The sequence below is a fragment of the Streptomyces flavovariabilis genome, from assembly GCF_000725785.1.
Taxonomy (GTDB): Bacteria; Actinomycetota; Actinomycetes; order Streptomycetales; family Streptomycetaceae; genus Streptomyces; species Streptomyces hawaiiensis.
The window spans coordinates 427,608-448,771 of sequence record NZ_JNXD01000011.1 but is presented as its reverse complement, the minus strand read 5'-3'; the positions used below and the strand labels follow the sequence as shown (position 1 = coordinate 448,771).

The following is a 21,164-nucleotide window of genomic DNA, read 5'->3' as shown; positions in this document are numbered from 1 at the left end:
TGACGGCGCTCCGATGACGCACCGGCAGATCATGGAAGCCCTCACCGGCCTCCTGCTCGGCATGTTCGTCGCGATCCTGTCGTCGACGATCGTCTCCAACGCCCTGCCCCGGATCATCAGCGACCTCGGCGGCGGTCAGAGCGCCTACACCTGGGTCGTGACCGCGTCCCTGCTGACGATGACCGCGTCCACCCCGTTGTGGGGCAAGCTCGCCGACCTGTTCTCCAAGAAGCTGCTGATCCAGTTCGCGCTGGTCATCTTCGTGCTGGGTTCGGCGGCGGCCGGCATGTCGCAGAACCCGGCCATGCTCATCACCTTCCGCGCGGTCCAGGGCATCGGCATGGGCGGTCTGTCCGCGCTGGCCCAGATCATCATGGCGGCGATGATCTCGCCGCGTGAGCGCGGCCGGTACAACGGCTACCTCGGTGCCACCTTCGCCACCGCCATGGTCGGCGGCCCGCTGGTCGGCGGTGTCATCACCGACACCGACTGGCTCGGCTGGCGCTGGTGCTTCTACGTCGGTGTGCCCTTCGCCGTGATCGCCCTGATCGTGCTGCAGAAGACCCTGCACCTGCCCGTCGTGAAGCGGAAGGTCAAGGTCGACTGGGCCGGCGCCTTCTTCATCACCGCGGCGGTCTGCCTGCTGCTGGTCTGGGTCACCTTCGCCGGTGACAAGTACGACTGGGCGTCCTGGCAGACGTACGCGATGGTCGGCGGTTCGCTGGCGCTGCTGGCGGTGTTCGTCCTCGTCGAGGCGAAGGCGAGCGAGCCGATCATCCCGCTGCGGCTGTTCCGCAACCGCACCATCACGCTGGCCTCGCTGGCCTCGCTGTTCGTCGGTGTCGCGATGTTCGCCGGGACCGTCTTCTTCAGCCAGTACTTCCAGCTGGCCCGCGACAAGTCGCCGACGATGTCCGGTGTCATGACGATCCCGATGATCGCGGGCCTGTTCGTCTCCTCCACCGTCTCCGGCCAGGTCATCACCCGGACCGGGCGCTGGAAGGGCTGGCTGATCGGCGGCGGTGTGCTGGTGACCGCGGGCCTCGGCCTGCTGGGCACGATCCGCTACGACACCGAGTACTGGCACATAGCGATCTTCATGGCGCTGCTGGGTCTCGGCATCGGCATGATGATGCAGAACCTGGTGCTGTGCACGCAGAACCAGGTGGCGCCCCACGACCTGGGCGCGGCCAGCTCCACGGTGACCTTCTTCCGGTCCCTCGGCGGTGCGGTGGGCGTCTCCGCCCTCGGCGCGGTCCTGGCCACCCGGATCACCGACTACGTCAAGGACGGCCTCACCGACCTCGGCCCGAAGGGCGCGGCCCTCGGCCACGCCGGGACGGGCGAGGGCAACATCCCCGACCTGGGCGCGATGCCCGCGCCGATCCGCACCGTCGTGGAGAGCGCCTACGGCCACGGTGTCGCGGACGTGTTCCTCTACTCGGCCCCGATGGCGCTGCTCGCGCTGCTGGTGGCGCTGTTCATCAAGGAGGTCCCGTTGAAGACCAAGGGCGGGCTGGCGCAAACCGCCGACCCGCAGACGCCTGCCGTGGCTCCGGCGGAAGCGGCCGCCGAGGCTCCCGCGGCGGAGAAGACCGTGCCGAGCTGGGCCGTGGCCGAGACCGGGACCGCCGACGGGACCGGGCCCGAGGGGACGCAGCGGCTCGCCGCCGTCGCCACGGTGGACCGTGCCGAGGAGTCCGCGTCCGGCGGGGGCGGTGTTCCGGTCCGTGGTTTCGTCCGCGGCGCCGAGTCCGCGCCCGTGCCGCAGGCCGCCGTCACGCTGATCTCGCTGGCCGGGCGTCAGCTGGGCCGGTCCGTGGCGCAGGCCGACGGCTCGTACGCGGTGGACGCCCCGGGCTCCGGGTCGTACGTCCTGATCGCCTCCGCCGACGGCTTCCAGCCGCAGGCGTCCACGGTCGTGGTGAACGGCGAGCCGGTCGCCTACGACATCCTGCTCAGCGGCACCAGCGGGCTGACCGGCCTGGTGCGGGCCGCCGGGAGCGGGCAGCCGGTCAAGGACGCCATGGTCATCGTGACGGACGTGCGCGGGGACCTGCTGGCCAGCGGGACCACCGGTGAGCAGGGCGACTTCTCCTTCGCCGAGCTGGTGCCGGGGGCGGTGACCATCGCGGTGAACGCCGCCGGGTACCGGCCGCGAGCCCTGCCCGTCGAGGTGAGCGGCACCGGGGTCACCCGGGTCGAGATCGACCTGGACTCGGGCGCCCGCGTCCAGGGTGTCGTCCACGCCCCGCACGGCCCGCTGGCCGACGCCCGGGTGACGCTGGTCGACCAGGCGGGCAATGTCGTCGGCTCGGCCACGACCGGGACGGACGGAGCGTACGCCTTCACCGACCTGGACGGCGGCGAGTACACCGTCATCGCCACGGGCTACCCGCCGGTGGCCACCGCCCTGACGGTCACGGGCCCCGGCACCGACGCCCACGACATCGAACTCGCCCACCCCGGCGAGTAGTACGGACCCCGGCCCGTGACAGGTGGCGCGCTCTGAGCGGAGGTGCGCCCCCTGTCGCGGGCCGGTTTCTTCCTGAGGAGTAGCTGAGATGGGACTGACCGCGAGGATCCGTACCCGGGACGGATGGGCCGTGTCGCACGCGGTCGTCACGGTGGCGGACATGACCGGTGCGCAGGTGCTGCGGGCCGAGGCGGACGCGGAGGGCGCCGTGCGGGACGCGACGCCGATGGAGCCGGGGGCGTACACCGTCATCGTCACGGCCGTCGGTTACGCGCCCGCGGCATCCAGTGTGATCGTCACGGCGGGCGGGCGGGCCGAGGTCGGCACGGTGACGCTGGCCCGGCAGGGCGGCACCGAGCTGCCGCCGCCCGGACCGTGGACCGTCGACCCGGTGCACTCCAGCGTGGCCGCCGTGGCCCAGCACCTGGGCATCTCCAGTGTGCACGGCCGGTTCACCGAGTTCTCCGGCTCGATCGAGATCGCCCCGGACGACGTCACCAAGTCACGTGTGGAGGCGGTGATCCGGGCCGCGTCCGTCGACACCGGCAACGGCATGCGCGACGGGCACCTGAAGTCACCGGACTTCCTGGACGTCGAACGGTTCCCGGAGATCACCTTCCGGTCGACGGGGCTGACGGCGAGCGGGTCCGACCGGTGGACCGTCCACGGGGAGCTGGGCATGCACGGGGTCGTGCGGCCCGTGGACCTGGATCTGGCCTACCTCGGCACGGGCCCGGACCCGTGGGGCGGCACCCGCGCGGCGTTCCGCGCGACGACCGAACTGCACCGCGAGGACTTCGCGATGAACTACAACCAGGTCCTGCAGGCCGGCATCGCCGCCGTCGGCACGACGCTCAAGGTGGAGCTGGACATCCAGGCCGTGCAGGGCGAGTCACTTCCGGCGGCGTGAGTCCGGGGTGGACACTCTCGCCACCAACTGGCCGCACAGGTCCCGGAGCTTGACGTTCCGGTCCTGCGAGGCCCGGCGCAGCCGCTCCAGCGCGATCCGCGCGTCGATCCGCTCCCGGGCCATCAGGATGCCGACGGCCTGGTCGATGACGCTGCGGGAGAGCAGCGCGGTGCGCACATCGGCCGCCGACTGGCGCCGGCGCTCGATCCGCAGCGCCACGTCGATCGCGTCCCCGGACCGGGCCGCGAAGGCACGGGCCGCGTCCCGGCCCGTGCCCAGCGCCCCGGCGCGCACTCCGTAGAAGTTGAGAGCGGCGCCGCGCTCGCCCTCGACGGCGATCGGCACGGCCAGCACACAGCACACGCCCGCGGAGAGCGCGTACTGCGTGTACGACGGCCAGCGGGACTCCTCGGCGAGATCCGGGGCGTACTGCTCCTCGCCGGTCTCGGCCGCGTCGACGCAGGGCCCCGAGCCGTTCTCGTACTGGCGCAGGTCCAGGCCGCTGGGCAGGCCGTCACTGCCGGCCAGGGTGAGCAGCCGGTCGGCGCGGCGCACGGTGATGCTGCACGCGTCCGCGCCGGGCACCTCCTGGACCGCACGGTCGGTCAGATCGCGCAGCAGGGTGTCGAGACCACTGCTGCGCACCATCGCCTGGTCCAGCGTGTCGGACGTCTCGGAGCTCATGACCGTACGTGTATCCCGTCGCCACCCGAACACGCCCTTCGTCGCGCACCTCACCTCAGGGCGTATGGGGAGCACCGACGATCCGGCGGGCGAGGTCGCGCAGTTTCACGTTCTCCCGCTGGGAGGCCCGCACCAGGCTCTCGAAGGCCGCGGCCGCGTCGATGCCCTGGCGCTCCATGAGGATGCCGGTGGCCTGGCCGATCAGGTCCCGTGTGTGCATGGCCTCGGTGAGCTGCTCGCGCACGGTCGCGGAGTCCAGGGCGATGCTGACGTGCGCGCTGAACAGCCGGCCGACGCGTGTGGCGTCCTCGTCGAAGGCGCCCGGCTTGCGCGCGTAGGCCGTGAGCACCGTCAGCCTGCGCCGGTCGGTGCGCAGCCGCAGCGACAGCGCGGAGCGCAGTCCCAGGTCCGCCAGCACGTCCCAGCCGTCGTCCGCCTCGCTGTCCGCTATCCGCGCCACCGGGCTGTTCCACAACTGGTCCCACAGCCCGTGCTGTTCGCGGCCGGTGTGCCGGGACTCGGCGGAGCGCACGATCTCGTCGGTCCAGGCGAGGGTGCGGAGCTTGTTGCCGCGCTCGAGCACGGAGATGCCGGCGTGTTCCGCCCCCGGCATGAGATGGACCGCCAGCCGCACCGCCGTGCGCAGGGCGCTGTGGGGCGTGAGGGTTTCGTGCAGTTGCTGAGAAGCCACCGTGAGGGCTTCGGCCAGCTCGACGCCAGCCGGAAAACGGGGCAAATCAGGAAACTCGGACGCAGCCACCACGAACCTCTTCGGCATGCACGGCCCATCTGGCCGTGCGCAGGAGAGCTCCGCAGCACATTCCCGACTGCGAGCACAGGACGAACAGCACTCTAACTGCTCGGTTGCCTCCAAGTGACGTCCGGCCGACGCCGCCACGGGGCGCTTCCACCGCCCGCCTCCCGCATGGTGGAATGGGCGCCACGGGTCAGGAAGCGGCCTTACCGGAATCCGGACGAACGTCTGCCAGGTGAGTGCCGTGACCTTCTTCACGAATCCCACAGAACCGCGCGACCTCCCCGGTCGCGTCCACCTCACCATGCCCGCCGAGATCGACTTCTGTAACGCGGCGGAGCTGCTGCCGCTCGTCCTGTCCGCGGCCCGGGCCCGCAGCGACCGGCTGGAGGTTCTCGTGCTCGACCTGACCACGACCTCCTTCATGGACTCCCAGGGCATCCGCCTCATCAACGACGTACGGCACCGGCTGCGCCCCGGCACCCGGGTGCGCCTGGTGGCCCGCCCGGAGGGGATCACGAGCCGCGTCCTGGAGCTGACCGGACTGCGCCGGGACGTCCCCGTGTACGACAACCTCGCCGAAGCCCTGGCGTCGTAGGCTGCCGCACATGGCACCGAACATCGCGACGAACACCCGCGTCTCCCTGGACGAGTTGCTCGACTTCGTGCGCCCCCGGCACCACGCGATCCTGCTGACCCGCAGGGCCGACGGCGGTCCCCAGGGCTCCCCGCTGACCTGCGGTGTCGACGACTCCGGCCGGATCGTGGTCTCCACCTACCCCGAGCGCGCCAAGACCCGCAACGCCAAGCGGGACCCGCGCGTGAGCCTGCTCGTGCTCAGCGACGACTGGAACGGCCCCTGGGTCCAGATCGACGGCACGGCCGAGATCATCGACTCCCCCGACTCCGTCGAACCGCTCGTGGAGTACTACCGGAACATCGCCGGGGAGCACCCCGACTGGGACGAGTACCGCGCGGCCATGCGCAAGCAGGGCAAGTCGATCATCCGGATCACGCCGGAGCGGTGGGGTCCGGTGGCGACGGGCGGGTTCCCGGCGCGACTGGTGGAAGGGGAGTAGGTCAGCCCTCCCCGGGTGCCTCTCCCTCGCGGGTGACCATCGCCTCGATGCCCGCGATCAGCAGTTCCAGCGCGAACTCGAAGTCGCGCTCCAGCATCTCGGCGACCGTGTCACCGCCGCGCGCCGCCATGATCTCCTGGGATTCCCGCAGGACCTCGGCGGCCTGCGGGGCCGCGGTGACGGCGCTCAGGGCCTGCTGGAAGTACTCGTCCACGCTCATGCCGCCGGCCGCTGCCCGGGAGGCGAGGTGGCCTTCCAGGGTGCCGTAGCCGTACACGAACTGGAAGACGGCCGAGATCGTGCTCGTCAGGCGTTTCGGGGGCAGCCCGGTCCTGCGCACGACACGCTGGACGACCCGTGAGAACGCCAGGTTGTTGGGGCCGATGTTGAGGAAGACCCCGACGAGCGCGGACACCCAGGGGTGCCGTACCAGCAGCGTCCGGTACTCCCGGGCGAGCGTCCGCACCTGGTCCCGCCAGTCCTCACCGGCGTCCGGATCGGGCAGCCGCACCTCGCCCATGACCTGGTCCAGGGCGAGTTCGAGCAGGTCGTCCTTGGTGTCGACGTACCAGTAGACGGACATCGCCGTGACGTTCAGCTCGCCTGCGAGCCGCCGCATGGAGAACTTGGCCAGCCCTTCGGCGTCCAGCAGCCGCACGGTGGCCTCGATGATGCGTGCCCGGTCCAGCCCCGAGGCCTGCCCTCCGCCGCGCCGCCGGTGCGCTGTGCCCTCCAGCCAGACGCTGGACCGCGCGGCCTTCTCGGCTGCCTTCGCCATGGCGCACCTTCCTCGACCTCTTGCTGCCGATCATGCCAGGCGCCCCAAAGGGGCGCGGGGCTGTGTCGATGTGCGGCTCCGCCGGGCGGGCGCGATCAACCACGGTGGACCCGCACCCGCACGACGACCGCGCACCCCGAGCTCCTAGGCGGACTCTGCCCGCTCAGCCCGCCGAAGCAACGCCGCCGCGACCAAACCGCCGGCCAGCACAGCGACGGCCCCGACCAGCTGGCTGGTCTCCAGCCCGGAGGCGAACGCCTCGGAGATCCGCGCCTTCTCCTCCGCCGAGTCCGCCGCCGCCAGCGCCGCCGGCAACGACGCCGCGGACACGGCCACCAGCGAGGCGAACCGCGAGTTGAGCACGGCACCGAGGACCGCCACACCGAGGCCGTTGCCGAACTCCGCGAGCGTCCCGTTGATCCCCGCTCCCACGCCCGCCTTCTCCGGCGGTATCGCGCTCATGATCGCGTTGGCCATGGCCGGCATGGACAGCGCCACTCCCGCGCCCATCACGATCAGCCCGAGCAGCATCCCGCCGTACCCGTGCCCGCCGAGCAGCGCGATCGCCGCCAGTCCGGCCGACACCAGGGTCATGCCGAGTGCGATGGCCGCCGGCGTGCCGGCCTTGAGCACCAGCTTCGCCCCGATCCCCGTGAAGTTGAGCGCGACGACGGTCAGCGCCAGCGGCGCCGTCCGCAGCCCGGCGTCCAGCGGCTCGTAGCCGAGCACGAACTGCAGATGCTGGGTGAGCAGGAACAGCGAACCCGTCATGCCGAACGCCACGAGGATCGCGCCCGCGACCGCGCCCACGAACTTCTGGTTGCGGAAGAAGTGCATGTCGAGCATGGGGTGCTCGGTGCGCAGCTCCCACAGCACGAACAGGCCGAGCACGGCCGCGCCGATCACTGCGGAGACCAGCACCTGCGCGGAGGTCCAGCCGTGCTCGGGCCCGGTGATGATCGCGTACACGACGGCCGTCATGCCGATGGTCGAGAGCACCGCGCCGAGCAGGTCGGGCCGGTCACCGGCCTTGTGCTTCGACTCCGGCACCAGCGCGGCGACCGCGACCAGGCCGAGCAGCGCGACGGGGATGTTGATCAGGAAGATCGCGCCCCACCAGAAGTGGTTCAGCATCACGCCGCCGATCAGCGGGCCGGCCGCGAAGCCGAGCGAACTGACCGTCGACCACAGCGCGATGGCCTTCACCCGCTCCTGGTCGTCGAAGATCTGCACGACGACGGCGAGGATCGTGGTCATCAGCAGCGCGCCGCCGACGCCCATGCCCGCTCGGGCCGCGATCAGCTGGGCCGGGCTCTGGGAGAGCCCGGCCGCCAGCGAGCCCACGCCGAATATCGCCAGGCCCGACATCAGCAGCAGCTTGCGGCCGTAGCGGTCGGCGGCGTTGCCCGCGGTGAGCAGCAGGCCGGACTGCACCAGTGCGTAGGCGTTCATCATCCACTGGACGTCGGCGGTCGTCGCGTCCATCTCGCGGGTGAGCGAGGGGATCGCCACGTTCAGGATCGTGTTGTCGAGCAGCACGGTGAGCTGCGCGAGGCAGATGACACCGAGGATCAGCCAGCGCTGGGGGTGACCGCCCGGCGCGGTGTGCGGCGGGGCCTTTTCCTGGGGGGTCGTCGTCATGCTGTACACCGTAGAACAGTTCCTATACGGCGTACAACAGAGTTTCGGCGGAGACGGTGAAGGGCGGTGGCTTTCGGCCACCGCCCTTCGTCCGGTCAGGGACGTGTCAGCCGCTCGCCTTCTCGGTGAGGTCGTAGAAGGTGCTCGAACCGACCGTGACCTTCTTGAAGTTGGCCTCGACCCAGGAGCTGATCCGGGAGGAGGTGCCGTCGCTGCTGCCGCCCATGCCGCCGGAGGCGATGAAGTAGTGGATCTTTCCGTCCGCCACGTACTTCTTGAACTGGGCCAGGGTCGGGGACGGGTCCGTGCCGTTGAAGCCGCCGATCGCCATCACCGGGTCGCCGGTGGACAGCTGGTAACTCGCCGCGTTCTGGGCGCCGATGGCCGCCGCGGCCCAGGTGTACTGGTCGGCGTCGGTCTCCAGCAGCTTCTTGGCCTCGGTGCTGACGCCGGCGCCGTTGAGCAGGCCGCCGACGCCGCCACCGCCGCCGCCCATGCCGCCCGTACGGCCGCCGTCGCGGTTCTGCTGGTTCTGGCCCTGCCCCGGCCCTGGGCGTTGCCGTTGCCGTTCTGCTGGTTCTGGCCACCGCCCGGGAAGCCGCCACCACCGGGACCGCCACCACCACCGGGGCCGCCACGGCCGCCCGCGACCGCCGGACCCGCCGTGACGATCGAGCCGGTGTGCCCCTCGTTCACGGTGGTGAGGGTGTACGCCGCCGGGCCGGCCAGCGCGGCGACGAGGCCCAGTCCGGCCGCTCCCAGGGCCAGCCGGCGTCCCAGCCGGCCGGCGAAGATCAGGCCGAGGGCCGCCGTCAGACCGCCGACGAGGACGAGCCACTTGAGCCAGGGCAGGTAGTCGGAGGAGCGGTTGAGCAGGACGTATCCCCAAGCGGCGGTCGCCGTCATCGCGGCGGCCAGGGTCAGCGAGACCCACGCCTTGTCGCGCTTCTCCCAGAGCAGCACCGCGCCCATGCCGACCAGCGGGGCGATGTAGGGGGCGAGGGCCACCGTGTAGTACTCGTGGAAGATGCCCTGCATGTAGCTGAAGACCAGCATGGTCGTGAGCAGCGCGCCGCCCCAGACGAGGAACGAACCGCGTGTCACCGACGTGCGCTTCGCCTTGCGTGTGGCCACCAGGCCGGCGACGAGCAGGATCAGCGCGGCCGGGATCAGCCAGGAGATCTGGCCGCCGATGGAGGAGCTGAACAGCCGGTCCCAGCCGGTCTCGCCCCAGCTGCCGCCGCCGTTCCCGCCGCCACCGCCGCCTCCGACGCTGCCGGTCTCGTCGCCGTTGAGGCGTCCCAGGCCGTTGTAACCGAAGGTCAGTTCAAGGAAGCTGTTGTTCTGCGAGCCGCCGATGTACGGGCGGGAGGACGCGGGCCACAGCTCGACGATCGCGACCCACCAGCCGCCGGAGACGACGATCGCGGCGAGACCCGCGGCGAGCTGCACGAGGCGCTTCTTCACCGACACCGGGGCGCAGACGCCGTACACGAGGGCGAGCGGCGGCAGGATCAGGAAAGCCTGGAGCGTCTTGGCGAGGAAGGCGAAGCCGATCGCGGCACCGGCCCACAGCAGCCATTTCGTACGGCCGTCCTCCAGGGCGCGGATGACGAGGTAACAGGCCACCGCCATCAGCAGCGCCAGCATCGCGTCGGGGTTGTTGAAGCGGAACATCAGCGCCGCGACGGGGGTGAGCGCGAGCACGGCACCCGCGATCAGTCCGGCCGCGGGGCTGAACCGGCGGCGCACGGCCGCGTACACGACGGCCACCGTGCCGACGCCCATGAGGACTTCGGGTGCGAGGATCGCCCAGGAGCTGAGGCCGAGGAGCCGCACGGACAGGGCCATGGGCCACAGGGCGGCCGGCGGCTTGTCGACGGTGATGGCGTTCGCCGCGTCGAGCGAGCCGAAGAAGAACGCCGTCCAGGACTGGCTGCCGGCCTGTACGGCCGCCGAGTAGAAGGAGTTGGCGTAGCCGGAGGCGCTCAGGTTGTACAAGTAGAGCGCGGCCGTCGCCAGCAGCAGGGCGAGGAAGGCCGGGCGGGCCCAGCGGGGGTCCTCGGGCCGGCCGTGCCGAAGGCGTTGCAGGAAGGGCCTCTTGGGGGCGCCGGGGGTGTGGGCCGGCGCGGGTGCCGGGGGCCGGCTGTCGGGGCTGGTGTCTCTGCCGGTGGCCGGCTGGTCGAAGTGGACGGTCATCGGAAGTCCCTCGAATCGGTGTCGTGCGGGCGCACCGGCTGCATTTGCAGGGTGGCGTCCGGCCAGGTGCCGTCCGCGGCTTCACCGGCGCGGATCCGGGAGGTGTCGTACGGGGCGGTGTCGTACCGGGGGGCGTCGTACGGGGCGGTCTCGTACCGGGAGGTCTCGTACCGGGTGGTGCCGTACGGGGCCGGTACCGGTGAGTCGTCCTCGCGCCGGTCCGGGAACACCCACGCCCGGAAGAGCAGGAAGCGCAGCACGGTCGCCGCCAGGTTGGCCGCGATGAGGACGGCCAGTTCGGTGGAGTGCGCGGGCTCGGAGGTCGCCGCGTTCAGTGCCGCGAGCGAGCCGCTGGTCAGGGCGAGTCCGATGCCGAAGACGACCAGGCCCTGCGCCTGGTGCCGTACGGCCCCGCCGCGCCCGCGCACCCCGAAGGTGAGCCGCCGGTTGGCCGCGGTGTTGGCGACCGCCGAGACCAGCAGGGCGAGGGCGTTGGCGACCTGGGAGCCGGTGAAGGCCCGGAAGCCGCTGTAGAGCAGCAGGTAGAAGAGGGTGGAGAGGGCGCCGACCACACAGAAACCGACGAGCTGGCGGGCGAGCCCCTTCGGCACGTCCTCGATGTCACGGTCGCGCGGGTCGTCACCGAACGGCCGGGCCAGCCGGTCCAGCGGCAGCGAGCCGGTGGCCAGGGCCCTGCCGACCCGCCACACGCCCTTGAGGTCGTCGGTCGCGGTCTTGACGATGTGCACGGTCGAGTCCGGGTCGTCGACCCAGTCGACCGGCACCTCGTGGATGCGCAGCCCCGCGCGCTCGGCGAGCACCAGCATCTCGGTGTCGAAGAACCAGCCGGTGTCCTCGACGAGCGGCAGCAGCACCTGCGCCACGTCCCGGCGGATCGCCTTGAAGCCGCATTGGGCGTCCGAGAACCGCGCCTGGAGCGAGCCGCGCAGGATGAGGTTGTAGGCCCGGCTGATGAACTCCCGCTTGGGGCCGCGCACCACCCGCGAACTGCGGGCCAGGCGGGAGCCGATCGCGAGATCCGAGTGACCGGAGATCAGCGGCGCCACCAGCGGGAGCAGGGCGTTGAGATCGGTGGACAGGTCCACGTCCATGTAGGCGAGGACCGGGGCGTCCGAGGCCGACCAGACGGCCCGCAGGGCCCGGCCGCGCCCCTTCTGCTCCAGGCGGGAGGCGGTGACCTCGGGGATCTCCGCCGCCAGCCGTGCCGCCACCTGCGGGGTGGTGTCCGTGGAGGCGTTGTCCGCGATCGTGATGCGGAACGCGTACGGGAACGTCCGGTCGAGGTGCTCGTGCAGTCTGCGGACGCACGGCTGGAGGTCCTTCTCCTCGTTGTAGACGGGGATCACTACGTCCAGGACAGGCGTACCGGCTGGTGCGGCCGGGAGGTGCTCCCGCGCCGGCAGGGTGCCGGGAGAAGAGTCGGTTCGCATGGAACCGACTTTCGTCAGGCGCCCTGTTGTGCCCATGTGGTGAGGCTGTGGCGTGCCTGTGAGTGCGGTTGCCGGCTCATTTCGGGCTGTGGCTGCGCCGGGAGTGCGGGCAGCCGCACCGTGAACACGGTCCGCCCGGGCACGCTGTCGACGGTCACGGCACCGCCGTGCGCGGTCGCCACCGCCTGCACGATGGCGAGGCCGAGACCGGTCGAGCCGGTGGCGCGGGAGCGCGCGGAGTCGCCGCGCGCGAACCGCTCGAAGACGTGCGGCAGCAACTCGGCCGGAATGCCCTGCCCGTCGTCCTCGACGTCCACGCACAGCCAGGTCCCGCGCCGCTGGACGCGGGCGGTGACGGTCGTGCCGGGCGGTGTGTGGGTGCGGGCGTTGCCGAGCAGGTTGACCAGCACCTGCTGCAGCCGGGCCGCGTCCGCCGACACGAGCGCGGGCTCGTCGGGCAGGTCGAGGCGCCAGTTGTGGTCCTGGCCGGCCGCCCGGGCGTCGCTGATGGTGTCCACGACGAGAGGGACGAGGTCGGTCTGCCCGAACTGGAGCGGCCGTCCGGCGTCCAGCCGGGCGAGCAGCAGCAGATCCTCGACGAGCAGCGTCATCCGGCCGGCCTCGGACTCGATCCGCCCCAGTGCGTGCCGGGTGTCGGGCCCGACCTGCTCTCTGCCGCGCCGGGTCAGCTCGGCGTAGCCGCGGATGGAGGCGAGGGGGGTGCGCAGTTCGTGACTGGCGTCGGCGACGAACTGCCGGACCCGGGTCTCGCTCTCCTGCCGGGCGTGCAGCGCGCCGTGGACGTGGTCGAGCATCCGGTTGAGCGCGGCCCCGACCTGCCCGACCTCGGTGTGCGGATCGGTCTCGGAGTCGGGAACGCGTTCGCTGAGGTTCACCTCGCCGGTGTGCAGGGGCAGTTCGGACACCCGGGTGGCGGTGGCGGCGACCCTGCGCAGGGGGCGGGTGGCGACGCCTACGATGACGGTGCCGGCGATGCCGGCGGCGATGAGCCCGGCGGCGGTGACACTGACCTCGACGAGGATCAGCGTGTTGAGGGTGTCGGTGACGTCGGTGGTCGGCAGCGCGACGTAGTAGGCGCCGTTGGCCCCCTCGCGGTACTCCACGCGGTACTCGCCGAGCCCCGTGATGGTCGCCGTGTGCACCTCACCGTCCTTGGCGACGGCGTTCAGCTCGGCCGTCTGTGCCTTGCTCAGCGTGTAGGGCGCGGCCTGCGTGACGCCGTTGTCGTCCTCGGAGGCCTTGCTGACCATGCCCTCGGTGATGGTGCCGCCCTGGACCTTCGCGGCGATGGTGCCGATCATCTGCTGCGGCCCCTTGGTGACGAACTCCGAGAGGTCGGGCACCTTGGGCGCCTTGTCCTCCGGCTCGCCCTGGGGCTTGGGCTGTCCGCCGCCGGGCAGCTCGGGACCGGCTCCGGCGGCACGGCCCACCACTTGGCTGAGCGCGCCGTCCAGTTGCTCGTACAGGCGGGAGTGCATCGCGATCGTCGTCACCGTCCCGATCACGGCACACACCACGGCGATCAGCGCCAGGGCGGAGACGACGAGCCGCGTGCGCAGCGTGCGCGGCTGCCGTAGTCGCCCCTGCCGCTGCCGCTGCACCCGCGGCCGCCGCCGTCCGCTCATGACGCCGCGGGCTTGATCAGGTACCCGGCGCCGCGCCGCGTGTGGATCATCGGCTCGCGCCCGGCGTCGATCTTCCGCCGCAGATAGGAGATGTAGAGCTCGACGACGTTGGCCTGACCGCCGAAGTCGTACGACCACACCCGGTCGAGGATCTGCGCCTTGCTGAGCACGCGCCGCGGATTGCGCATCAGGAACCGCAGCAGCTCGAACTCGGTCGCCGTCAGATGGATGTTGTCCCCGGCCCGGGTCACCTCGTGACTGTCCTCGTCGAGGGTGAGGTCGCCGACGACCAGCGTGGAGTCCGAGCGCCGGTCGGCGGCACCGGAGCGGCGTATCAGCCCGCGCAGCCGTGCGACGACCTCCTCCAGGCTGAACGGCTTGGTGACATAGTCGTCACCGCCCGCCGTCAGCCCGGCGATCCGGTCCTCGACGGCGTCCTTCGCGGTGAGGAAGAGCACCGGCACGTCCGGCAGTTCCCGGCGCAGCCGCCCGAGCACGGCCAGCCCGTCCATGTCGGGCAGCATCATGTCGAGGACGACCGCGTCGGGCCGGAAGTCGCGCGCGGACTGGATCGCGCCGGTGCCGTCACCGGCACTCCGGATCTGCCATCCCTCGTAGCGCAGGGCCATGGACAGCAGCTCGGTGATCGACAGCTCGTCGTCCACCACCAGCACGCGGACGGGGCTCCCGTCCGGCCTCAGCAGTTCGGTGCGCCCCTGGGGCGAGGTCGTGGTCATGTGAACACGATGTCGGGGACCTCTGAGAGCACGCTTTCGGCAACCTGTGATTTCCCTGAGAACCACACAGGCGCTTCTCAGGAAATCACTGGGAAGCCCGACCGGATCAGAACAACCCGTCCTGCACACCTGTCGGCTCCTTGAACTGCCGCACAGGCACGGTCATTTCACCGCCCGTGGCGGGCACCAGCTCCCACCCGGTCATCAACCGGGTGTCCAGCACCACGACCCCGCCCCCGGTGGACAGATGCAGATCGGGTCCGGCGGCCGCGACCAGCTCCCCGCCGACCACACCCCCGGCGACGAGCCCGTTGACAACCCCCACGGCGACGGGCAGCCCCGCGAGTCCGAACACCCCCACGTGATCGACGATCTCCAGCGGCTCCCGCACCAGCGACTCCGGCCACGCGGGGAGCGCGACCGCACGTTCGTGCAGCTCGGCGACCTCACGCGCCCGGTCGGCGGCGGCCTCCGGCAACGCGGCCCGCACCACCCGCTTCTCGGCGTACGGAATCCGGTCGGGCACCCGCAGGGCGGCCCGCAGCAGCTCCTCCGTACGCCGCGCGGCCATGAGCGGACCGACGCCGAGCCAGCTGAAACAGACGGCACCCTGCTCGAGCAGCCGGGCGGAGCCCCGCTCCCGCGCCGTGATCCCGACCTTGACCATGCCGGGTCCGAACCACGCCAGATAGACGCGGTACGGCCGGGGATCGTCGGCGATGGTGTCCGCCGCCACGGAGTGCGCCCGGTCCAGCCGCGCACACTCCTCGCACCGCGCCCCCGTACTGCGCCCCGGCACGACCGCACGGACCGGGCAGGTATGCCCCCGAGCCCCCACACAGCGACGCACACCCCCTTCCGCGACCCCGAAGGCCACGCGTTTCCCCCAGGTCAGCGCGCTGCGCCGCCCACCGTCCCAGACCAGCACGGGGCCATCCACCGACCACCGCAGCCCCGAGCACTTCCATGCCTGTGCCATCTCTGCCGAGAGTAGGGGGCACCACTGACAACGCGGGGCGGCCTGCGGGGGAGGGCCCGCGAGGGACAGCCTGCGAGGGAGGGAGCCTGGGGGGAACGGCCTGCGGGGGAGGACGGCCTCACCGCCCGGCGTCGGCCCTGACGGCGGTGACGGTCTCCGGCTCGCTCTCGCGCTGCGCCGGCATGACCGGTGCCACCGCACGCCCACCGCGCCGCCGCCCCCGCCCGGCCAGCCGGCACCCCACGCAATCCTCGTGCCCGCCCGGCGCCGCCGAGTCCCGCACCCGCCACCCCCACTCCGCCCGGGGCCGCATGCCCGGCCCCTTCCCCCACCCGGAGAGATGCAGAGCCCAGGTGACGAGCAGACTCACGACCCCGATCGCCAGCCCGCCGGCGATCAGCACTCCGGAGACGGTGCAGACCCCCAGCCCCGCCACACCGGCCCCGACGGTGGCGATGCCGAATCCGACCCATCCCGCGACCGTGTGCCCGTGGTCATACTGATGTGCACTCACGTGCCACTCCCTCGCACCGTAGGGCTCCGAATCACCGAATCCCTCACCCGCTAAGACTTTTACGACCCAAACATCTCACGAACTAAGGGATCTGGGAATGCAAGCCAAGCCGCGCCCGGCCGCCACCCCGGAGCAGGCGCTGTCGGCGATGGACCAGCTCATCGCGACTCACCTGGTCGGACAGCACGAGATCGCCCAACAGGTGGGCCTGAGTGTGACCGACCTCACCTGCTTCGCCTACGTCATCGAGGCCGGCGAGAACCTCCCCACGGCAGGCGACCTGGCGGCCCGCGTCCACGTCACCACCGGCGCGGTCACCGGCATCCTCAACCGCCTGGAGCGCGCCGGCTACATCACCCGCCGCCCCGATCCCACGGACCGCCGCCGCATCCGCGTAGCGGCCCAGCCCGACGCGGTCGCCCGCGTCCGAGAGGTCTACGAGCCGTACTACGCCCGCCTCACACACCTCTTCGCGGACTACTCCCCGGACGAGATCGCGGTCCTGCACGACTGGTTCACCCGCGCGAGCACGCTGGCGGCGACCTACCTGGAAGAGCACTGCCGCCCCGACTGAGCACGCCCGGCACGGAGCAGAACGAGTCCGACAGCATCGCGCGGGTCGCCCTCACCGAGCCTGCGCCTGGCGAGGCATGTGGGCAGGTGGGCATGAACGGGGCGTCCACACCGCCCCGGCGGCTACGCCTCAGCGACCTGAACAGGGGCGTACGCGGTCATGACGCCGGCCACCCGTATATGCATCGCGTCGGTGTGCCGAGCGGGTGATGATCTGTCACATGAAAGAGGCGACGGGGCCGGACCTCGATGACGACCACGGGTGGGCTGAACGCTTCGGATGGGCCTATGGCTTGGTAGCGCCGGACCCCGCCGAACGTGCCGCTGCCCTTGTCCGCCTGGACCGCGCCCGCAGCGAAGCCGAGGATGCCGTCCTTCGGGTGCTCACCGCGCGCGGCCCGGCCCCCGGCCGGGCCTGCGCTCCTGTTCGGCCCGCCGCGTGGCCCTGCCGTCCGAGTGCGTGACCGCGCTCCGCGCTCAGCGCGCCCAGCAGCTCGCCGACCGGAAAGCCGCTGGCTCGAACTGGAAGGGGACAGCCCAAGCCCTTGTCTTCACCACGAAGAACGGCACCCCCATCGAGCCGCGCAACCTGAACCGCTCCTTCGAGGCGCTGTGCGTCCGCGCCGGCGTCCGCAAGGTCCGCTTCCACGACCTCCGCCACACATGCGCCTCCCTGCTCCACGAACAGGGCGCCGACGCCCGCATGATCATGGAAGTCCTGGGCCACAGCTCGATTCGCGTGACCATGGACATCTACACCTTCGTACGGCTCGACTCCCAGCGGTCCGCCTTCGACCGCGTCGGGGACGCACTGAGGGGTGGCTCCGTCCACGAGAACGGACAGCAGTTGTTCACTGGTTTGGAAGGCACGCAAGCCGCAACTGCGAACTGAACCGTTCACGAGTGTCGACAGCCCGGCTGATGTCGGCGGACTGCGCGCGGCGAAACGTGGGTGGAGTAGCTCGACAAAGGACAGTTTGAGCCCAGAGGTCGTCCGAACTCGCGTCGTTGGTGTGTTGTGAACGAACGCACATCGGCCCCGACGCCCGCGCCACCGGCGTGTCGGTTCAGGCGTCGAGCCGGGCCGCTAGGCCATCGAGGACGCGGGCGAGCCCGTACGCGAAGTCGTGGTCGCGGATCTGCTGTGGGTGCATATCCTGCCGGGCGGAGCTTCCCTCGCACAGCCGTGGGTGCTCCTGCGAGGCCTCGTCGAAGGCCAGCCGCAGGCCTGCCACACACCCCTGCTCGGTCTTGCCGCTGCGGGCTATCTGCGAGAGATGCGCGGCCTCAGAGGTTGCGATCCCGATGACGTACGTCATGAGCGTCCCCACGGTCCGGCCCTTCTCGTCCGCGGTGAAGCCCGCCACCTCGAACTGCGCGAGCAACCCGGACGACATCCGCGTGGCCTTCGGGCCGATGTGGACGGGTCCACCTGACCCAGCTCAGGGGCGATCCAGGGGTAACGAAGGGTCATCGCCCGCAGCTCGGCCGCGCTGCGGGTGACGGCCGCGCACCACTCGGCGCGGTCGACGACGGCCGGTACCTCCAGCTCTCCATAGACGTCTTCCACCGTGCCAGCTCGATCAGTAGTAGCGCACACCGTATGCACATTGCGTACAGTGCTTCAGTGTGCGTACAGTGTTCGCATCGAGGGAACGCCGTACGCATCAAAGTGGGGAGCAGGCATGTCGAAGAACGTGAGCTGGGACGAGCAGGGCAACTGGAACGCCACGGGCCAGTGGGGGACCCTGGGATCGACGGGCCGGAAGCTGGACCTCGCCCACTGGCAGACCCGGCTCGACGAGCTGCGCGCCAAGCACCACGTCCCGGCGGCGTCGCTGGCGATACTCATCGACGGGGCCGTACACGAGCTGGCCAGCGGTGTGCTCCACCGCGGAACGGGCGTGGAGGCGACGACCGACTCGGTCTTCCAGATGGGCTCGATCGCCAAGGTTTACACCGCCACCCTGATCATGCAGCTCGCAGATTCAGGCCAACTGGACCTGGACGCACCGGTCGTGGACGTACTGCCGGAATTCTCGGTCGCCGACCCCGAGTTGACCAGGGCGATCACCACACGCCAGCTGCTCAGCCACACGAGCGGCCTCACCTGCGACTTCACCTATGACAGCGGGCGCGGCGACGATTGCCTCGCCAAGTACGTCGAGGCCGCGAAGGGCGTAGCACTCGACTGCCCGCCCGGCGAGGCGCTCTCGTACAGCAGCATCGGGTACAACGTGCTCGGCCGCATCATCGAGGTGCTGACCGGCAAGGTCTGGGACGAGGCACTGAAGGACCTGCTTTTCACACCGCTGGGCCTCGACCACACGATGACGCTGCCCGAGGAGGCTCTGCGGTTCCGCGCAGCGATGGGTCACCTGGGCGAGCCGGGCCAGGACCCGGACCCGGCGCCGTCCTGGGACCTGATGCCGCGCTCGGCGGGCCCGTACGGCCGGGTCATCGCCACGGCCGGGGACCTCGCGCGGCTCGCGCGGATGCACCTCGCGGGCGGAGTGGCACAGGACGGTACCCGGATGCTCTCCGAGGAGACCGTCGCGCTCATGCAGCGCCGGGTCGTGGACTCCCCCGACAAGTGGTCGGTCAGCGCGGACGGTTGGGGTTTGGGCTGGACCCTGTACGACTGGAACGGCGTCCAGGGCTACGGCCATGACGGCGCCTCCATCGGGCAGTACGGCTATCTGCGCGTCGTCCCGTCGGCAGGCGTCGCGGTCGCGCTGCTCACCAACGGCGGCGGTGCGCGTGAGCTGTACGCTGCGCTCTACCGGGAACTCCTCGCCGAACTGGCCGGGGTGACGATGCCGGACACCTTCGCCCCGCCGGCCAAGCCTCCCGTGGTCGACTTCGCGCCGCTCGTCGGCACGTACCGGCGCGAGGGCGTGGTCATCACCGTGACCGAGCGGGACGGTGCGGGGCACATGGTGTACGAGTTCGTCGACGGCATGAAGGACTTCTCCGAAGCCCTGGAGATCGATCTGGTGCCGGTGACGGAGACAGTTTTCGCCGGTACGGGGGTGGGCGCGGCGTTCAGTGAAGGCTACATGCCCGTGATCTTCTCCGAGCTGCTGGACGGCACGGGGTGTGTGTACATCGGGATGCGCTGCGGCCCCAAGGTCGCGTAGCACGGCTGCGCCGGCCGGAGCCACTCGACCTCGTCCCGGCTCGGCGCAAAGAACAGATGCAGCTCGGGCGCGGTGATCAGCCGCTGCTAAAACGCGAGCGCGGTCCTCTCGGGCGAGGTCACAACCCACCCGGGCCACCAACGGCACCGGACCGGTTGTGGCAGGAGCGCGCCGCCACCACAACGGACTGGCAGGAGTAGCCGGTATCCGGGCCCGCGGGCCCGAACGGTGACATGCCACTGGCCCTGTAGGTGCTGCCCGTTCTCGTGAACATCGAACACCGAGCCACCAGAGTGCCTCCCGAAGCCATGAACGATTGCTGTCGAAACTCGTGAACAAGGCCAGAGGAGTGACGGCAACGATCCGGACGATGACGACGGCCCGGCCGGTGTCCCGGTAGCCGTCTGATCGGCTCGCGCAGGCGGTTGCCGTCAAACACTGCCGTCAAGACAAAAGCCAGAGGCCCTGCGGATCACTCCACAGGGCCTCTGGTCTGCTGTGCACTCGGCAGGATTCGAACCTGCAACCTTCTGATCCGTAGTCAGATGCTCTATCCGTTAAGCTACGAGTGCTTGTTCTGTTTTTTCGCCGCTCTCGGGCCTTCCGGCTCGCTCGCGGCGACAGGAAGAACATTACATGACTGCCGCCGCCATGTGAAATCCGTTAGCCGTACCCCTTGTGAGCTGCGGCAACGACCCTTCCGGCCGCCCTTTTGGGGGCGACGACAGCGAAGCCCCGGTCGGGTGACCGGGGCTTCGTGATCAAGTGCGGAGGCGGAGGGATTTGAACCCTCGATGGGCTTTAAGACCCAAACCGCATTAGCAGTGCGGCGCCATAGACCGGACTAGGCGACGCCTCCAGCATCACTCCCGCGCGAGCGCGAGCGGTGCGTGCCGATGATGACACAGTCGAGCGTGCTGTCACCAATCGACCCCCACGGTACTAGGCGGGAAGGGCGCGGGGCAAAGACCTTGTCAGGGCCGTGCGGGCCGCCGCTCGCGTGACCACGCGCAACATCCGGGACCGCGTCGCGTTAGTCAGGGCATGTTGCGTGCCATTCCCCGGGCCACCGCCCGCCCCGTCCTGCGGCGCCTCCTCCTCGGGGCCGCCGCCTCCGTCGCCGCCGCAGGGTCGCTGACCGTGGTGCCCCCGGCCGCGTATGCCCAGGCCGGCGGGACCAGCCCGCTGTTCCCGGTCGGTCCCGGCAACGGCCCGGACCGCGATCACCTCACCGTCACCGTGCGGAACGCGGGCGGCGGGGCCGACGGAACGTTCGAGCTGTACTGCGGCCCCGACGGCGGCAGCCACCCCGACCCGCGCGGCGCCTGTGCCGCCCTGGAGCGGGACACGCGGTGGGGGCAGGACGTCTTCGCACCCGCCCCGGAAGGCGGCTTCTGCACCATGCAGTACGGCGGCCCGGCCACCGCGCACGTCACCGGCACCTGGGCCGGACGGCGCGTCGACGCCACGTACGACCGCCGCGACGGCTGCCAGATCTCCCGCTGGGACCGGCTCGTGCCGCTCCTGCCGGGCGTGGGGGGCCAGCGGGGCGTCAAGGCCTGAGCCACCCGTCGGGGCGGTCGAACCGCCGGCCGGCGCCCCG

General features: G+C 71.0%; 18 protein-coding genes, 2 tRNA genes and 1 pseudogene. 8 read left to right on the top strand and 13 right to left on the bottom strand.

Going from position 1 to position 21,164, the window contains the following annotated elements:
- Positions 1-13: 13 nt before the first annotated feature.
- The gene (locus IO24_RS0121450; protein WP_031137783.1) at positions 14-2,476 is read left to right on the top strand and encodes an MFS transporter; all 2,463 of its coding nucleotides are present in this window, start codon (positions 14-16) and stop codon (positions 2,474-2,476) included.
- Between the two features lie 88 nt (positions 2,477-2,564).
- Positions 2,565-3,386 carry a YceI family protein gene (locus IO24_RS0121445; protein WP_031137782.1) on the top strand — a complete coding sequence of 274 codons (822 nt, stop codon included), beginning with the start codon at positions 2,565-2,567 and terminating at the stop codon, positions 3,384-3,386.
- Here IO24_RS0121445 and IO24_RS0121440 read toward each other — a convergent pair.
- Positions 3,369-4,070, bottom strand: coding sequence for a GAF and ANTAR domain-containing protein (locus IO24_RS0121440; protein ID WP_031137781.1), 702 nt, complete (start codon positions 4,068-4,070; stop codon positions 3,369-3,371). The genes IO24_RS0121445 and IO24_RS0121440 overlap by 18 nt on opposite strands.
- Positions 4,071-4,125: 55 nt before the next feature.
- Entirely contained in the window at positions 4,126-4,848 is a 723-nt protein-coding gene (locus IO24_RS0121435) for a GAF and ANTAR domain-containing protein (protein WP_031137780.1), read from the bottom strand.
- A gap of 280 nt (positions 4,849-5,128) precedes the next feature.
- On the opposite strand from IO24_RS0121435, the gene IO24_RS0121430 reads away from it, so the two are divergent.
- Both IO24_RS0121430 and IO24_RS0121425 read left to right on the top strand, forming a co-directional pair.
- Positions 5,129-5,422, top strand: a complete 294-nt coding sequence (locus IO24_RS0121430) for an STAS domain-containing protein (RefSeq protein ID WP_234335318.1) — start codon at positions 5,129-5,131, stop codon at positions 5,420-5,422.
- Between the two features lie 10 nt (positions 5,423-5,432).
- Positions 5,433-5,903, top strand: coding sequence for a PPOX class F420-dependent oxidoreductase (locus IO24_RS0121425; protein WP_031137778.1), 471 nt, complete (start codon positions 5,433-5,435; stop codon positions 5,901-5,903).
- Position 5,904: 1 nt separating this feature from the next.
- On the opposite strand, the gene IO24_RS0121420 is transcribed toward IO24_RS0121425, so the two are convergent.
- The 8 genes and pseudogenes from IO24_RS0121420 to IO24_RS40920 form a co-directional block, all read right to left on the bottom strand.
- On the bottom strand, positions 5,905-6,681 hold the full coding sequence (locus IO24_RS0121420; RefSeq protein WP_031137777.1) for a TetR/AcrR family transcriptional regulator: 777 nt from the start codon (positions 6,679-6,681) through the stop codon (positions 5,905-5,907).
- 144 nt (positions 6,682-6,825) lie between these two features.
- Entirely contained in the window at positions 6,826-8,322 is a 1,497-nt protein-coding gene (locus IO24_RS0121415; protein ID WP_031137776.1) for an MFS transporter, read from the bottom strand.
- 106 nt (positions 8,323-8,428) lie between these two features.
- Positions 8,429-10,521, bottom strand: a pseudogene (locus IO24_RS40925) (ArnT family glycosyltransferase).
- A complete protein-coding gene (locus tag IO24_RS0121405) occupies positions 10,518-11,972 on the bottom strand; it encodes a bifunctional glycosyltransferase family 2/GtrA family protein (RefSeq protein ID WP_031137775.1) in 1,455 nt (484 codons plus the stop codon). The pseudogene IO24_RS40925 and the gene IO24_RS0121405 overlap by 4 nt, the downstream one beginning before the upstream one ends.
- Before the next feature lie 14 nt (positions 11,973-11,986).
- Complete coding sequence (locus tag IO24_RS0121400) at positions 11,987-13,618, bottom strand: sensor histidine kinase (RefSeq protein WP_031137774.1); 1,632 nt, start codon at positions 13,616-13,618, stop codon at positions 11,987-11,989.
- Positions 13,615-14,355: a response regulator transcription factor gene (locus IO24_RS0121395; protein WP_031137773.1), complete on the bottom strand. Its 741-nt coding sequence runs from the start codon at positions 14,353-14,355 to the stop codon at positions 13,615-13,617. Before IO24_RS0121395 ends, IO24_RS0121400 begins: the two co-directional genes overlap by 4 nt.
- Positions 14,356-14,461: 106 nt before the next feature.
- Positions 14,462-15,334, bottom strand: a complete 873-nt coding sequence (locus IO24_RS0121390) for a DUF2797 domain-containing protein (RefSeq protein WP_078899447.1) — start codon at positions 15,332-15,334, stop codon at positions 14,462-14,464.
- 118 nt (positions 15,335-15,452) lie between these two features.
- Positions 15,453-15,848, bottom strand: coding sequence for an HGxxPAAW family protein (locus IO24_RS40920; RefSeq protein WP_037668105.1), 396 nt, complete (start codon positions 15,846-15,848; stop codon positions 15,453-15,455).
- A gap of 97 nt (positions 15,849-15,945) precedes the next feature.
- On the opposite strand from IO24_RS40920, the gene IO24_RS0121380 reads away from it, so the two are divergent.
- The gene (locus IO24_RS0121380; protein ID WP_031137770.1) at positions 15,946-16,422 is read left to right on the top strand and encodes a MarR family winged helix-turn-helix transcriptional regulator; all 477 of its coding nucleotides are present in this window, start codon (positions 15,946-15,948) and stop codon (positions 16,420-16,422) included.
- Positions 16,423-16,701: 279 nt separating this feature from the next.
- Positions 16,702-17,313 (top strand): tyrosine-type recombinase/integrase, encoded by a 612-nt coding sequence (locus IO24_RS0121375; RefSeq protein WP_420823237.1) that lies wholly within the window; start codon positions 16,702-16,704, stop codon positions 17,311-17,313.
- Between the two features lie 175 nt (positions 17,314-17,488).
- Here IO24_RS0121375 and IO24_RS46640 read toward each other — a convergent pair whose 3' ends face one another.
- Positions 17,489-17,818, bottom strand: a complete 330-nt coding sequence (locus tag IO24_RS46640; RefSeq protein WP_234335314.1) for a TetR/AcrR family transcriptional regulator C-terminal domain-containing protein — start codon at positions 17,816-17,818, stop codon at positions 17,489-17,491.
- A 288-nt stretch (positions 17,819-18,106) separates the two neighbouring features.
- On the opposite strand from IO24_RS46640, the gene IO24_RS0121365 reads away from it, so the two are divergent.
- Positions 18,107-19,561: a serine hydrolase domain-containing protein gene (locus IO24_RS0121365; RefSeq protein WP_031137768.1), complete on the top strand. Its 1,455-nt coding sequence runs from the start codon at positions 18,107-18,109 to the stop codon at positions 19,559-19,561.
- Between the two features lie 499 nt (positions 19,562-20,060).
- Here IO24_RS0121365 and IO24_RS0121360 read toward each other — a convergent pair.
- Both IO24_RS0121360 and IO24_RS0121355 read right to left on the bottom strand, forming a co-directional pair.
- Positions 20,061-20,133 (bottom strand) — tRNA-Arg (locus tag IO24_RS0121360).
- Between the two features lie 196 nt (positions 20,134-20,329).
- Positions 20,330-20,420: transfer RNA gene (locus IO24_RS0121355), tRNA-Ser, on the bottom strand.
- A gap of 185 nt (positions 20,421-20,605) precedes the next feature.
- Here IO24_RS0121355 and IO24_RS40910 point away from each other — a divergent pair.
- A complete protein-coding gene (locus IO24_RS40910) occupies positions 20,606-21,124 on the top strand; it encodes an SSI family serine proteinase inhibitor (RefSeq protein ID WP_045296838.1) in 519 nt (172 codons plus the stop codon).
- Positions 21,125-21,164: the final 40 nt, after the last annotated feature.